At 56.8% G+C, this 14378-nt stretch carries 13 protein-coding genes; 12 read left to right on the top strand and 1 reads right to left on the bottom strand.

What is annotated here, in order from left to right; translation table 11 throughout:
* Positions 1 to 30 precede the first annotated feature (30 nt).
* Positions 31 to 1101, top strand: a complete 1071-nt coding sequence (locus V4U88_RS09525) for a SepM family pheromone-processing serine protease (protein ID WP_334073024.1) — start codon at positions 31 to 33, stop codon at positions 1099 to 1101.
* Between the two features lie 5 nt (positions 1102 to 1106).
* Here V4U88_RS09525 and V4U88_RS09520 read toward each other — a convergent pair whose 3' ends face one another.
* Positions 1107 to 2342, bottom strand: a complete 1236-nt coding sequence (locus V4U88_RS09520; protein ID WP_334073023.1) for a nucleotidyltransferase — start codon at positions 2340 to 2342, stop codon at positions 1107 to 1109.
* Between the two features lie 169 nt (positions 2343 to 2511).
* On the opposite strand from V4U88_RS09520, the gene V4U88_RS09515 reads away from it, so the two are divergent.
* From V4U88_RS09515 to smc, 11 genes are all read left to right on the top strand, one after another.
* Positions 2512 to 3027 (top strand): YceD family protein, encoded by a 516-nt coding sequence (locus V4U88_RS09515; RefSeq protein WP_334073022.1) that lies wholly within the window; start codon positions 2512 to 2514, stop codon positions 3025 to 3027.
* A gap of 59 nt (positions 3028 to 3086) precedes the next feature.
* A complete protein-coding gene (rpmF, locus tag V4U88_RS09510) occupies positions 3087 to 3260 on the top strand; it encodes a 50S ribosomal protein L32 (protein ID WP_148449919.1) in 174 nt (57 codons plus the stop codon).
* 531 nt (positions 3261 to 3791) lie between these two features.
* Positions 3792 to 4388 carry a transcription factor FapR gene (gene fapR / locus V4U88_RS09505; protein ID WP_213504851.1) on the top strand — a complete coding sequence of 199 codons (597 nt, stop codon included), beginning with the start codon at positions 3792 to 3794 and terminating at the stop codon, positions 4386 to 4388.
* Complete coding sequence (gene plsX / locus V4U88_RS09500) at positions 4372 to 5370, top strand: phosphate acyltransferase PlsX (RefSeq protein ID WP_334073021.1); 999 nt, start codon at positions 4372 to 4374, stop codon at positions 5368 to 5370. The genes fapR and plsX overlap by 17 nt, the downstream gene beginning before the upstream one ends.
* The gene (locus V4U88_RS09495; RefSeq protein WP_334073020.1) at positions 5367 to 6353 is read left to right on the top strand and encodes a beta-ketoacyl-ACP synthase III; all 987 of its coding nucleotides are present in this window, start codon (positions 5367 to 5369) and stop codon (positions 6351 to 6353) included. Before plsX ends, V4U88_RS09495 begins: the two co-directional genes overlap by 4 nt.
* 45 nt (positions 6354 to 6398) lie before the next feature.
* Positions 6399 to 7334: an ACP S-malonyltransferase gene (fabD, locus tag V4U88_RS09490; RefSeq protein WP_334073019.1), complete on the top strand. Its 936-nt coding sequence runs from the start codon at positions 6399 to 6401 to the stop codon at positions 7332 to 7334.
* 108 nt (positions 7335 to 7442) lie between these two features.
* The gene (gene fabG / locus V4U88_RS09485) at positions 7443 to 8192 is read left to right on the top strand and encodes a 3-oxoacyl-[acyl-carrier-protein] reductase (protein WP_334073018.1); all 750 of its coding nucleotides are present in this window, start codon (positions 7443 to 7445) and stop codon (positions 8190 to 8192) included.
* Between the two features lie 68 nt (positions 8193 to 8260).
* Entirely contained in the window at positions 8261 to 8494 is a 234-nt protein-coding gene (gene acpP, locus V4U88_RS09480) for an acyl carrier protein (protein WP_018750834.1), read from the top strand.
* Positions 8495 to 8627: 133 nt separating this feature from the next.
* The gene (gene fabF / locus V4U88_RS09475; RefSeq protein WP_334073017.1) at positions 8628 to 9866 is read left to right on the top strand and encodes a beta-ketoacyl-ACP synthase II; all 1239 of its coding nucleotides are present in this window, start codon (positions 8628 to 8630) and stop codon (positions 9864 to 9866) included.
* 12 nt (positions 9867 to 9878) lie between these two features.
* Positions 9879 to 10577 (top strand): ribonuclease III, encoded by a 699-nt coding sequence (gene rnc / locus V4U88_RS09470; RefSeq protein ID WP_334073016.1) that lies wholly within the window; start codon positions 9879 to 9881, stop codon positions 10575 to 10577.
* 203 nt (positions 10578 to 10780) lie between these two features.
* Positions 10781 to 14353: a chromosome segregation protein SMC gene (gene smc, locus V4U88_RS09465; RefSeq protein WP_334073015.1), complete on the top strand. Its 3573-nt coding sequence runs from the start codon at positions 10781 to 10783 to the stop codon at positions 14351 to 14353.
* Positions 14354 to 14378 lie beyond the last annotated feature (25 nt).

Genomic DNA, 14378 nt, shown 5'->3' with positions numbered 1-14378 from the left:
AGTACAAGATATGCGCGGGAGGCAAAGTACATGCCTTCGTCAAAGGGCGGCAAAGTCAGAGGGGGGGAGCGGGAATTGCGCAGAAGCAGATCGTCCGTCATTAAAGCGGGGCTTTATTTTATATCGTTGGCAATATTAATTTACGTCTTGGTGTACATGCCCACGCCTTACATGATCCATCAGCCCGGTTCGGCGGAAGAGATCAAACCGATGGTCAGTGTCAAGGAAGGGGATACGGCAGAGAAAGGAACATTTATGCTTACTACCGTTTCCGTCAGCTATGCGAATATCGCCATGCTGGTTACTTCACAGTTCCGGCCTCACACGGAAATCATCCGCAAGGAACCGGATCGGGATGAGGAGGAGTACCAGACCGAACAGCGCTACTACATGAATACCTCACAATCCAGCGCGATCATGGCGGCGTACAAATACGCCGGAGTCGAGTACAAGATCGTCCCGGAATACGTTTTTGTGATCGGTTTTTCCGACAAGATTACCCCCAAGGGAGACTTTCATCCGGGAGATATTATTAAGAAGGTGGATGGAAAAGCGGTTGAGAAGTTCGAGCAACTGGCGGAGCTCATGTCCGGAAAATCGGTGGGAGATCAAGTGGCGGTCGAATTGGAGCGAAACGGAGAAAAGGTTGAACAGCGGGTTGAGTTGGTGAAGCTTGGCGATACAAACGGGATTTCCAAGGTAGGGTTCGGGGTCAGCGTTGGGGAGGTACGAAAAATCCAGCCGCAGGATCCCGGCAAGGAGGTTCATTTTGCCGAAACCCGAATCGGCGGCCCTTCCGCCGGGTTGATGTTCTCCCTGGAAATTTATAATCAACTGACGCCCGGAGACTTGAGTAAAGGCTACCGCGTTGCCGGAACGGGCACGGTGGCCGAGGACGGAACGGTCGGGCCGATCGGCGGGGTCCAGTTTAAAATCGTCGCTTCCGATCGGGAGAAGGCGGATATATTTTTTGTCCCGGAGGACAATTATAAGGAAGCAAAGGCAAAGGCCGACGAGATCGGCACCTCGATGAAGCTGGTTCCGGTCAAGCGGGTCGATGATGCGTTAAATTATTTAAAGGAACTGTCGTACAAATCATAACGGTCTTACAATTGAAGCGGAGGTTGCCGATAGTCCCGCAAAATATCTTCCGCCGTTCTTATGATCATCGCATTTGCGTAAAGAGCGGAAGCTTTTAAATCAAGCGCCAACTGGAAGTGTGCTGTTCCGCTTGCAACCCGGGTTATGACGGGGAGGGCGGCCGTTTTTTTCATCGTTTTCAACAGCTTCCTGCCGGTCTCCGAAAAGCCCAACACCCGCAAGTATTGCGGCCCTTGCTCCAAAGACCAGGGGGACAGGGAATCGGCTGGATGCTGCAGCAATACATGCAGCAGCGTCCGTTGAAGCTTGGTATGCGTGTAGCGCTTTGTTTTGAGTTGCCGGAGCAGTTCGGATACCGAGGGGTGCTTTAAGTCGGATAATTGCTTTTTGATCCGGTACTCCAGCCCCTCGGTCATCTCGTGATGGGCTGCGAGCTCGCCGGGCGAGCAGGCGAGCAGCCGGTGAAACAACTGGGGCGCGAAGCGTTCCCAGTCCATTGGCCCCCGCCCGGCGGCGAACTCGCGGGCCAGTACGGCCGCCGTGAACGGCGGCACGTACGGCTCCGCGGCTGCAAGCCCGCGCGCCTTGGCCAGAAGCGCCCGCACAGCGGTGGCGCTGGCGATCGCGGCGTCCTGTGGCGCCGCGTCGTGGTAGCCCGCGGCCCGCCGCCGCACCGTCAGCGGCGCGATGCCGCTGGACAGCCGCCGCAGCGCGATCAGGTAATGCAGCCCCAAACTGTTGTTGGGCTGCATCAACAGCGCTCGCGCCTCGGCGGCATCGCCGCCCGCGCAGGTGCGGGCGGCCGCGGCGGCGTAGGCGGCGGGGTAGCTCGCACCGGTGGCGAGCTCCTCGCGGACCGCCGCCTGGAGGGCGGCGCTCTCGTCCGCCAGCCGCCCGGCGAGCGGCTGCAGGGCCTCGAGCGCCCCGGCCTCGCTGCCGAAGCAGAGATGCGTGACGACGCCCGTCGCCTGCAAGATGGCGACAGCGCCGTACGCGAACCATTCGGCCGGTTGTACCGCGTAGACCGCCGGCAGCTCCAGCACGAGGTCCACGCCGAGGCGCAGCGCCATTTCGGTCCGGGCCCATTTGCTGACGATCGCGGGCTCGCCACGCTGCAAAAAATCGCCGCTCATCACGGCGATCGCGGCTTCGGCGCCGGCGAGCCGTTTGGCTTCGGCGAAATGATAGGCATGTCCGTTGTGAAGCGGATTATATTCAACGATGAGTCCGACGGTATTCAAAGTTTGATCCCCTCTGCGGCACAGCTTCCCGCATTGCGCTTTAAACTATGCGCGGGCGGTTACTGCACGATGATTTTGTTTATTTAATATGAATAATAACACAGCAGAGCTGTTGACAAAACTTACTGGAAATCGGTATAATAAATTTTGTTTGTTTGGAGTGATACTCATGATCTTAAATTTTCGTCAGTTGGCGTCATCCGACGGCCCGGTGAAGTTCCGCCAGACGCTGGATGTCAGCCAGGTTATCAAGGGACGCAAGGATATTCAGGCGGCCGGACCGCTGAAAGCCGATCTTCAGGCCGAGCCTGCCGGCGGCGGAGTGGTGAAGGTGACCGGAACCCTTGCGGGCGAGCTGGACATGTTCTGTTCCCGATGTCTGAAGCCCTTGAACCACAAAGTCGATATCGAGTTTGAAGAACGCTTCAAGCAAAGCGATCATCCCGAGGCGGAAACGCAGGATGAAGATGAGGAACTGCAAGTGGTAGCCGAAGACCAACTGGATCTGAAGCCGTATTTGGAAGAGTCCTTTCTTCTGAACCTTCCGTTTGCGGCCTTGTGCAAGGAAGATTGCAAAGGACTTTGCCCTGCTTGCGGAACCGATCGCAATGAGCGAGATTGCGGCTGCAATACGGAAGTGATTGATCCTCGTCTGGCCTCGCTCGGCGATTTTTTCAAAAAGTAAACAACGAACAGCGTAAGAACACCGGAAACCCGGGTTGACTTGATAAGGAGGTGGGAACCATGGCAGTACCTCAACGGAGAACGTCCAAAACGCGCCGCGACAAACGTCGTACGCATTTCAAATTGGCTGTGCCGGGCATGGTAAAATGTGAACAATGCGGAGAATTGAAGCTTGCTCACCACGTATGCAAAGTTTGCGGAACATACAAATCGAGAGAAATTATCAACGCGTAAGCGACTGGGATTTCAAGAACTTCAGGTAGTATCTCATTTCGATGAGATACTATTTTTTTTGCATTACCGATCTCTTGGACACGGTCTCATCTTAGCAAGTCTCCACGGTTGCTCTTAAGGACGTAATAGCCGCTACTTTAGCCGAGGTAACCCATGAGAAATTGTAACGGTCATGAGCGCGGTGATTTCCCTGGATTTCCTTCACGACAGCTCTGTTTATGCGAAATAAGCGCTGTGGCGGCCGTTAGAATGGGAAATCGCCGTTTTCAGGGGAAATAACGGCTGTGGCAACCGTTAGCGTAATTTTTGCGAAGCAGGCTATTGTATTTCGATAATAAAGCGCAGATGTCCGGTATCCAAACGACCGGGGTCAACATGACGGAAGGCGGGCGGTTTGAAGCATTGCCTCTTTCTTTTTACGGGGAGATGTTTTATACTAGAATTTAGTACCAGGTTCTAAAAAATGATGTCATTATACTTAGAGTTGAGAATAGATTGAACTGATCCTCGGAGGGGATATCCATCGAACGTTTGCCGAAAAGAGCGAGACAGCAGCAGCTCGTGAAACTTATAGAGGAAAATCCGTTTGTGACGGATCAGGAGCTGACGCGTCAGCTTAAAGTCAGCATTCAGACGATTCGACTGGACCGCCTGGAGCTGGGAATCCCCGAGCTCAGGGAACGGATGAAGCTGATGGCGGAGCGTTCCTACGACCAGGTTCGGTCCCTGCCTCTGCATGAAGTGATCGGGGAAATCGTCGATCTCCAGCTGGACAAGAGCGGGATTTCCATCTTCGAAATCCGGGAGGAGCATGTTTTTTCCCGAACGGGAATTGCCCGGGGACACCATGTGTTCGCTCAGGCGAACTCCTTGGCCGTCGCCGTCATCAACGACGAGATCGCGCTGACGTTCTCCGCCGATATCCGGTTTATCCGCTCGGTTCATTTGGGGGAGAAATGCATCGCGAAGGCCTATGTGCGTCCGATGTCCGGCAACAAGGGCAAGGCTCGGGTCGAAGTATTCACCTATGTGGGAGAAGAGATGGTGTTTCAAGGGAACTTTGTCATCTACCGGTCGACCGCCGATGACAATCAAGAGGGAGGAAATAACCATGCGAATCGCGATTGATGCCATGGGCGGGGACCATGCGCCTAAGAGTACCGTGGAAGGCGCGATGGCCGCGGCCCGGGAATGGAGCGACATTCAAATCGTGCTCGTCGGCCGCAAGGAGGCCTTGGAGCCGCTGATGGCGGGGGCTCCGTCCAATCTGACGATCCATCATGCGGAAGAAGTGATTGAGGCGGAGGATGAACCCGTCAAGGCGGTCCGCCGCAAGAAGGACGCTTCGATGGTTGTGGCCGGACGGATGGTCCGCGAAGGCCAGGCGGACGCGATGATTTCGGCGGGCAATACGGGCGCGCTTATGACGACCGGCCTGCTCGTCGTCGGACGGCTGGAGGGGATCGAACGGCCGGCCCTGGCGCCGATGATTCCTACGCTGGACGGACGCGGCGTATTGGCGCTGGACCTGGGCGCAAATATGGACGCGAAGCCGGAGCATCTGGCGCAATACGCGCTGATGGGCAGTATTTACCGGCAAAGGGTTCACGGCATCGAGAAACCCCGCGTCGGCTTGCTGAACGTCGGAACCGAAGCGAAGAAGGGCAATGAATTGACGAAGGCGGCTTATCCGCTGCTGGAGGAGATGCCGATTGCGTTTGCCGGCAACGTCGAGGCGCGGGATATTCTGACGGGGGCTTGCGATGTGCTCGTTTGCGACGGTTTTGCCGGGAATATTCTGCTTAAAACTTTGGAAGGTACGGCCGGCGCCATGTTCTCCTTGCTGAAGCAGGAGTTCACCAAAACGCTGAAGAACAAGCTGGCGGCGGCAATGCTGATGCCATCCCTGAAGGGGCTTAAACAGACCATGGACTATAAGGAGCATGGCGGAGCTCCGCTGCTCGGGCTTAGCGGCCTGGTCGTCAAAGGGCACGGCTCCTCGGACAGGGATGCGATCAAAAACGCGGTGCGCCAGGCACGAACGGCCCTGCAGAGCCGGTTGACGGAAAGTATCGCGGAGGAAATCGGGAAACGGATGGTGCAATCATGAAATTTCGTTCAATAGGAATCGTAGGGTACGGCAAATATGTGCCCGAGAAGGTGTTGACCAACGCCGATTTGGAAAAAATGGTGGAGACGAACGACGAATGGATCGTATCGCGGACGGGCATCCGCGAGCGCCATATCGCCGCACCGGAGCAGGCGACGTCCGATCTGGCGTACGAGGCGGCGGTCCAGGCGCTGAAAACGGCCGGACTAGCGGCGGAGGATGTGGAACTGATCATCGTCGCGACCGTGACGCCGGATACGACATTTCCATCGACCGCCTGCATTTTGCAGGAGAAGCTGGGGGCGAAGAAAGCCGCCGCTTTCGACCTGTCCGCGGCATGTTCGGGCTTTGTTTACAGCATGGCTACGGCGAACGGTTTATTGCAGACCGGCATGTATAACAACGCCCTGATCATCGGGGCGGATACGTTGTCCCGGATTACCGATTACAGCGACCGGAACACTTGCGTCCTGTTCGGGGATGGAGCCGGGGCGGTCGTGCTGGGCGAAGTACCGGAAGGCCGCGGTTTTCTCTCCTTCGATCTAGGAGCGGAAGGCGCGGGCGGACCTTTGCTGAAGCTCGAAGGCGGCGGGTCCCGCCTCCCGGCATCGGAAGAAACGGTGAAGGGCGGCAAGCACTTTATTTACATGAACGGACGCGAGGTGTTCAAATTCGCGGTGCGGGTCATGGGGACGGCGACGGAGGAAGTGCTCCGCAAGGCGGGCAAGAGCAAAGAGGATATCGATCTTTTCGTGCCGCATCAGGCCAACATTCGGATCATTCAATCCGCGATGCAGCGGCTGGAATTGCCGGAAGAAAAATGCGTGATCAATGTGGACAAATATGCGAATACTTCGGCGGCTTCGATTCCGCTTGCCTTGGTTGAGGCGGCGGAAGAGGGACGGATGAAGGAAGGCGACACGGTGCTTCTGGTCGGCTTCGGTGGGGGATTGACCTGGGGCGCTTCCGTGCTCGTTTGGTAATTCGTGGTTTCTGATAAAGTAGGACAAGGAGGGCGTGATCGAAAGATGGGGAAGATCGCCTTTGTTTTTCCGGGACAGGGTTCCCAAAGTGTAGGAATGGGCAAAGATATGTATGACAGCGTGCCGGAGAGCCGACGCTTGTTCGAACAGGCGGATGAGGTTCTGGGCTTTCCGCTGTCCAAGCTGGTGTTTGAAGGGCCGGACAGCGATCTGAAGCAAACGGCCAATACGCAGCCGGCGCTGCTGACGACGAGTGTGGCGCTTTATCAAGCGTTCGCCGCCAAAGGGGTTAAACCGGACTTTATGGCCGGGCACAGCCTCGGCGAATACAGCGCTTTGACGGCGGCGGGCGCGCTGAAGTTCGAGGACGCTGTCGCAACCGTGCGGGCCCGCGGCGAGTTTATGGAGCAAGCGGTGCCCGGCGGCAAAGGCGCCATGGCGGCCATATTGGGCAGCGAGCGCGAGGCGCTGGCGGGGCTTTGCAAGGAGATCACGGACGGCGGAGACCTTGTCGAACTGGCCAATATCAATTGCCCGGGTCAAATCGTCGTCTCGGGAACCAAGGAAGGGATCGCCAAGGTTGTCGAGCGGGCGAAGGAGATCGGCGCCAAGCGGGCGATTCCGCTGGAAGTGAGCGGGCCGTTCCACTCGTCGTTGATGACATCGGCGGCGGAGCGGCTTCGGGCGAAGCTTGCCGAGGCGCAATTCCGCGACGCCGCGGTTCCTGTAGTCGCCAATGTGACGGCGCGCCCGGTTCAAAGCGCCGGGGAGCTTTCGGACCTTTTGGTTCGTCAAGTGTACAGCCCGGTACTCTGGGAAGACAGCGTGAAGTTTCTGATCGCCGAAGGTGTGGATACCTTTGTCGAATTGGGACCCGGCAGCGTACTGGCGGGCTTGATCAAGAAAATCGACAAGAGCGTCCGAATTCTTAACGTCAACGGGCTGGAGAGCCTGGAGTCATCGGCGGAAGCGCTCCGTTAGAAGATAAGGGCTGACAAGCTCATCCTTTTCTGGTATTTTTAAGCTTGACATTCCGTGGTTTGGAGTCCAAAAGGTATATCCTCTTTGGGGAAGGAGATGAATGACATTATGGCAATACCGCTTGAAGGGCAGAACGCCTTGGTTACGGGCGCATCCCGAGGAATCGGGCGCAGCATCGCCCTGGCCCTCGCCGGGGCCGGCGCGAATGTCGCGGTCAACTATGCCGGGAATGAACAGGCGGCCGCGAGCGTCGTGGCCGAAATCGAAGCGCTGGGCGTCAAAGCTTATGCGGTGAAGGCCCATGTCGGAAGCAGCGAACAGTTTGAAGGGATGGTCAAGGGCGTGCTTGACGCCTGGGGCAAGATCGACATCCTCGTAAACAACGCGGGAATCACTAGAGATAATCTTATTATGCGGATGAAAGAGGAAGAGTTCGACGAAGTCATCGAAACGAATCTGAAGGGCGTGTTCAACGGCATCAAAGCGGTCACGCGGCCGATGATGAAGCAGCGTTCCGGCCGAATCATCAACATCTCTTCGGTCGTCGGCTCGCTCGGCAATCCCGGGCAGGCCAACTATGTTGCCGCCAAGGCCGGCGTTATCGGCTTGACGAAATCGTCGGCCCGGGAGCTTGCTTCACGCGGAATCACCGTCAACTGCATCGCCCCCGGCTTTATCGAAACGGATATGACCGACCAGCTTTCTGAAGAACTTCGGGAAGGCATGCTGAAAGGCATTCCGCTCGCCAGGCTCGGTCAGCCGGAAGAGATTGGCAAAGTGGCCGTCTTTCTGGCGTCGGACAGCGCGTCCTATATGACCGGACAGACGCTGCACGTCGACGGCGGAATGTATATGTGATTTGCCCGCTATCGCTTCTGGCATTTTACTTTTAATTCTCGTATAATACCAAAGAGGAGGTGAACCGGATGTCCGATGTATTGGATCGCGTAAAACGCATTGTGGTGGATCGCCTTGGTGCTGATGAAGCCGAAGTTACGCTTGAAGCTTCTTTCAAAGATGATTTGGGTGCGGATTCTCTCGATGTCGTGGAATTGGTTATGGAACTCGAAGATGAATTCGACCTGGAAATTTCCGACGAAGATGCAGAGAAGATTACGACCGTAGGTGAAGTTGTAAACTACATACAATCTCATACCTAAAGTCATCTTTAAAAGTCCCGTACCTCCTTATTAAGCAGGCGGGACTTCTCCTCATCTTGAGAGGATGTTCAGGTTAGGACAAGGGCAACAACGAAGTAAGATTACACATGAAGTCTATACGAGGTGAGTGTGTTTGAAACATAGAGTAGTAGTGACCGGCATGGGCGCGGTGACGGCACTCGGACACGATCTTGAAACGTTCTGGGGCAACCTTACGCAAGGTAAATCCGGCGTATCCCGGATCGAGTCGTTCGATGTCAGCGAGTATCCGACCCAAATAGCCGCTTCGGTGAAAGACTTCAATCCCGAAGATTATATGGATCGCAAGGAAGCGAGAAAAATGGACCGCTTCGTCCAGTTCGCCGTAGCCGCGGCGACGACGGCTTTGAAGGACAGCGGCCTGAATATAGCCGAGCAGACCGACCCCGAGCGGGTTGGCGTCATGATTGGCTCGGGCATCGGGGGTTTGGGCACGTGGGAGGACCAGCACAACATTTTGCTGCAAAAAGGTCCTAAACGCGTCAGCCCATTCTTTATTCCCATGATGATCGCGAACATGGCCTCCGGGCATGTTTCGATCCTGTTCGGGGCCAAAGGCCCGAACAGCACGGCGGTGACTGCGTGCGCGACCGGAACTCATTCCATCGGCGATTCGTACAAGCTGATTCAGCGCGGCGATGCGGATGTGATGATTTGCGGCGGCGCGGAAGCAACGATCCGTCCAACCGGCCTCGCCGGCTTCTGCTCGATGCGGGCGATGTCGACGCGCAACGACGAGCCGGAGAAAGCCAGCCGGCCCTTCGACGCGGAGCGCGACGGTTTTGTCATGGGCGAAGGCTCGGGTATCCTCATTCTGGAGTCGTTGGAGCATGCGCAGAAACGTGGCGCCAAGATCTACGCCGAGGTGATCGGCTACGGACTTAGCGGCGATGCCCATCACATGACCGAACCGGACCCGAACGGACCGGAGCGGTGCATGAAGATGGCGATTCGCGATGCGGGCATCGATGCCTCCGAGGTGGATTACATCAACGCTCATGGCACATCGACGCCGGTGGGTGACCGCTCGGAGACGATTGCCATCAAGCAGGCGCTCGGTGATCATGCCTCCAAAGTCGCGGTCAGCTCGACCAAATCGATGACAGGCCATCTGCTCGGCGCAGCCGGCGGCGTGGAAGCGGTCATCTGCGGTCTGACGCTGCAGAACGGTGTTATTCCGCCAACGATCAATCTGGAGCACCCGGATCCGGAGTGCGACCTGGATTATGTTCCGAACGTAGCCAGACAAGCCGACGTCAAAGTGGCCATGTCCAACTCCTTCGGGTTCGGCGGGCATAACGCCACGATCATTCTGAAGAAATTCGAAGCGTAAGGGGACAGTCTGTTGAGCGGAGATCTGAAGCAGTTACAACAAAAACTTCAACTGGCATTCCAAAACAGACAGCTCTTGAAACAGGCCTTTACTCATGCGTCTTATGTGAATGAGCACCGGTTCAACCATCATGAGGATAACGAGCGTCTGGAATTTTTGGGAGATGCCGTGTTGGAACTGACGGTTTCGGAACATTTGTATCGGATTTTCCCGGACCGGCCCGAAGGAGAGTTGACCAAGCTGCGCGCGGCAATCGTCTGTGAGCCTTCCTTGGTCAAATTCGCGGAGAGCCTGGAGTTCGGAAAGTACGTCTTTCTGGGTAAAGGCGAGGAGTTGACCGGCGGCAGAACCCGTCCGGCGCTGCTGGCCGATGTTTTTGAATCCTTCATCGGCGCGCTTTACCTGGATCAGGGGCTTGAGGCGGTCACGTCGTTCCTGCATCAATACGTGTTCTCCCAGATTACCTTGGACGGCAAGCTCCAGACGACGGATTACAAAACCGAGCTGCAGGAGTTGACCCAACATCATAACATGGGCGTGCTGGAGTACCGGATCATCGAGGAGCGGGGACCAGCGCACGAGCGGGAATTCGTATCCGAGGTATACATGGAAGGACGGGGATTGGGCCGCGGAAGCGGCAGATCCAAGAAAGAGGCCGAACAGCAGGCGGCAGCCGTAGCGCTGGAGCGGTTGAAGCAGGATCTGTCGTAAGCGGACCATCCTTGAAGAAGAGCCGTGTGCTCTCGATTGCAGCCTTAGCCGGCATTGTGCCGGCTAAGGCTGCTTTTCTTATTCACGCTTTTTCCGTGAAAAGCGATTTTCGGGGCCGGAGAACAAGGAGCGGGGATCTTTTCTTCGCCTGTCCCGGGGGCTTGCGGTATGGTACAATAGTCGTCAGAGGTGATCGTGAACGTATGTTTTTGAAACGGATCGAATTAGCAGGTTTTAAATCTTTTGCCGACAAAACGGAAATGGAATTCGTCCGCGGGATTACGGCGGTGGTCGGGCCCAACGGTAGCGGCAAGAGCAATATCTCCGACGGGATCCGCTGGGTGCTTGGCGAACAGAGCGCCAAATCGCTGCGTGGCGGCAAGATGGAGGATATCATTTTTGCCGGAAGCGATGCGAGAAAGGCGGTCAATTACGGGGAGGTTTCCCTGACGCTGGACAATGCCGATCACGCACTGCCGCTGGATTTCAGCGAAGTGACGGTCACCCGGCGGGTCCACCGGAGCGGGGAAAGCGAATACCTGATCAACAAGCAGTCCTGCCGGCTCAAGGATATTACCGAGCTGTTTATGGATACCGGGATCGGCAAAGAAGCTTATTCGATCATTGGACAAGGGCGGATCGAAGAGATCTTAAGTACCCGGTCCGAGGATCGCAGAGGGATTTTTGAAGAAGCTTCAGGAATTGTCAAATACAAAAGCCGCAAACGCGATGCTCGCCGCAAGCTGGATGAAACGGAGCAGAATTTGCTGCGCATCCACGATCTGGTCAGCGAATTGGAGGATCAAATCGGTCCGCTGAAGGAGCAATCGGAGAAAGCCCATAAGTATAAAGAACTGCGCGAACAGTTGAAACATAAAGAAATTTCATTGTACGTCCACCAAATCGAGCAAATCCACGAAACGTGGAGCGAGGCGAACAGCCGCCTGACCAAGCTTCAGGATGAGCATACCGCCCTTTCGACGGTGGTGTCGGCGCACGATGCCAAGCTGGAGAACGAACGGCTGGCCCTGCGGCAGGTGGAAGATCAAATCGAGCTGCTGCAAGCCCAGCTTCTGGAGTACAGCGAGAGCTACGAGAAGAGCGAAGGCTTCGGCGAGGTGTTGAAGGAACGCGCCAAGAACCTGACCCAAAACCGCGACCAGCTCCGCCAATCGCTTGCCGTGAGCGAGGAGCGGTATGCCCAGCGGGCTGCCGAGATGGAGGCGCTCGCGGCCAAATTCGCGGTTTCGGAGAAACAGCTGACGGAGCTTCGTACCGAGCTGTCCGCCGAGGAAGCAAAGTTGGTCGGAGTGACGGGAGGAATCAGCCAGGAGCAGGAGGAAGGGCTGAAGGGCCAACTCCTGGAGATTATGAACCTGATGGCCCATACCCGGAGCGAGGTCCGCTATGCGGATCAGCAAAAAGAAGGTGTACAGCGCAGAATGGCCCGTTCCGAGGAGGAGGGCGCCAAATGGCAAGGCGAGCTTGATCGGCTCAAAGGCAAGAAGCAGGAGCTGGAACGTACGCTGGAACAGCTTGGAAAAGAAATCGCCGATTTGCGGAACAAGTATATCGCCGAGAGCGAGAAGCACCAGTCCCTCCAAAAATTAATTGAAGAAAGCCAAAACGGGATCCGCAAGTGGGAGCAGAAACGGGAAGGTTTGATTTCCCGCCGAGACACGATGAAGGAGATGGAAGAAGATTTTGACGGGTTTGCGCTGGGGGTCAAGGAAGTGCTGAAGGCGGCCCGCAAATCGGCGCTTCAAGGCGTTCACGGTGCGGTTGCCGAGTTGATCCGCGTGCCGGAGAAGCTGGAGATCGCCGTAGAGACGGCTTTGGGCATGGCGATGCAGCATATCGTCATGGAGAACGAAGCGGTCTCCCGTCAGGCGATCGCTTTTCTGAAGCAGCGCCAGCTCGGCCGGGCGACGTTCTTGCCGCTGGACGTCATTCGTCCGCGGCAGATTTCCGCCTCCGACAAGCGGCTGCTGGAGGAAGCCGACGGTTTTGTCGGCATCGGTGCGGAGCTCGTCGGCTACGAGCCACGCTATGCCGACATCGTCGGAAGCCTGCTGGGCAATGTCGTCTTCGCCAGCGACTTGGAGCGGGCCAACAAAATGGCGGCCCGCTGTCAATACCGCTTCCGCATCGTTACGCTGGAAGGCGATGTCGTCAACGCCGGCGGTTCGATGACCGGCGGCAGCCAGCATCGCAAGAACAGCAACCTGCTGGGGCGCAAGCGCCAGTTGGATCAATTGGCCGCTGACATCGCCGAGAGCGACGAGATGCTGACCAAGCTCCGCCACGGTTTGCGGGATATCCGCGAGCAGGTGGCGACCGCGGAGAAGGAATTGGAGAAGCTGCGCGAGGCCGGTGACCAGAAGCGGACGGAGGAGCAAGGGGTTGCCGGGACGCTGAAGCAGATCGACCACGAGTGGCGCCACGTCTCGGAGCAGTACCAGCTCTACGGCCAGGAGAAAGGCCACTACAACAAGGAGCTTGAAGACCTTGACAAGAGCAAGGCCGAGGCCGAAGCCAAACTGCTCGAACTGGAGAAGGAAGAACAGTCCATTCAGCAATCCATTCAGGCGGCGGAATTCGCCCGTAAAGCCAACGAATCGGCGAAGGAAGAGCTGCAGGATTTACTTACCGGGCTGAAAGTTCGCGAGGGCAAGCTGGATCAGGAGGTGTTCTCGCTCCGGGAGCAGCTTCGGCGATCCGAAGAAGACTGCAGCCTGCTCAAACGGGAGCTTGATCAGAACCGCAGCATCCTCCAGTCGATTGAGGCCGATCTGGCGCAGAACGAACGCCAGACGGTCACTCAGCGGGAGGAATTGAACGACTACAAGCTTAAGAAGTCTCGCGCCGGCGAGCAACTGGAGCTGGAGCGGGCTTCCCGCATGGCGCTCGTAAAGAAACTCGAGGAAGGCGAGAGCGAGACGAAAGAGCAGCGCATCGCGCTCAAAACCGTCGAGGAGCAGTTGCGTCAGACGGAAATCCAGGCAAACCGGCTCGATGTGGAGCTGGACAACATTCTCCGCAAGCTGGCCGATGATTACGAGCTGACGTATGAACGGGCGAAGCAGCTTTACGCCGTACCGGAGGACGTGCCGCAGACCCAGGCGGACATCAAGGAGCTAAAACGGCAAATCGCCATTCTCGGTGAAGTGAACCTGGGCGCGATTGAGGAATATGAACGGGTGAATGAACGCTATCGTTTCCTCAGCGAGCAGAAAGAAGACCTCGTGGAAGCGAAAACGACGCTGTACCAGGTAATCAAGGAAATGGACGACGAGATGTCCAAGCGGTTCAAAACGACATTCGACGCGATCCGCCGGGAATTTGTCATCGTGTTCTCCAAGCTGTTTGGTGGAGGACGGGCCGATCTGATTCTGATCGATCCGGAGAATCTGCTGGAGACGGGGATCGACGTGGTCGCCCAGCCGCCCGGGAAGAAGCTGCAAAACCTGCAGCTGCTCTCCGGCGGGGAACGGGCGCTGACCGCGATGGCGCTGCTGTTTGCAATTCTGCAGGTCAAGCCCGTGCCGTTCTGCGTGCTCGACGAGGTGGAGGCGGCGCTGGACGAAGCCAATGTGGCGCGGTTTGCCCAGTATCTTCGCGAGTTTTCGGAGCAGACGCAGTTTATCGTCGTTACTCATCGGAAAGGCACGATGGAGGAAGCCGACGTGCTGTACGGGGTCACGATGGAGGAAGGCGGGGTTTCCAAACTGGTCTCCGTCAAGCTCGAGGATGAGGAAACGATGGAAATTGCCTGAGACTTCAATATAGATGCAGGAGGGA

The sequence above is a fragment of the Paenibacillus sp. A14 genome (assembly GCF_036864815.1).
Taxonomy (GTDB): Bacteria; Bacillota; Bacilli; order Paenibacillales; family Paenibacillaceae; genus Fontibacillus; species Fontibacillus sanfengchensis.
This window is presented reverse-complemented; position numbering and strand designations above follow the sequence as displayed.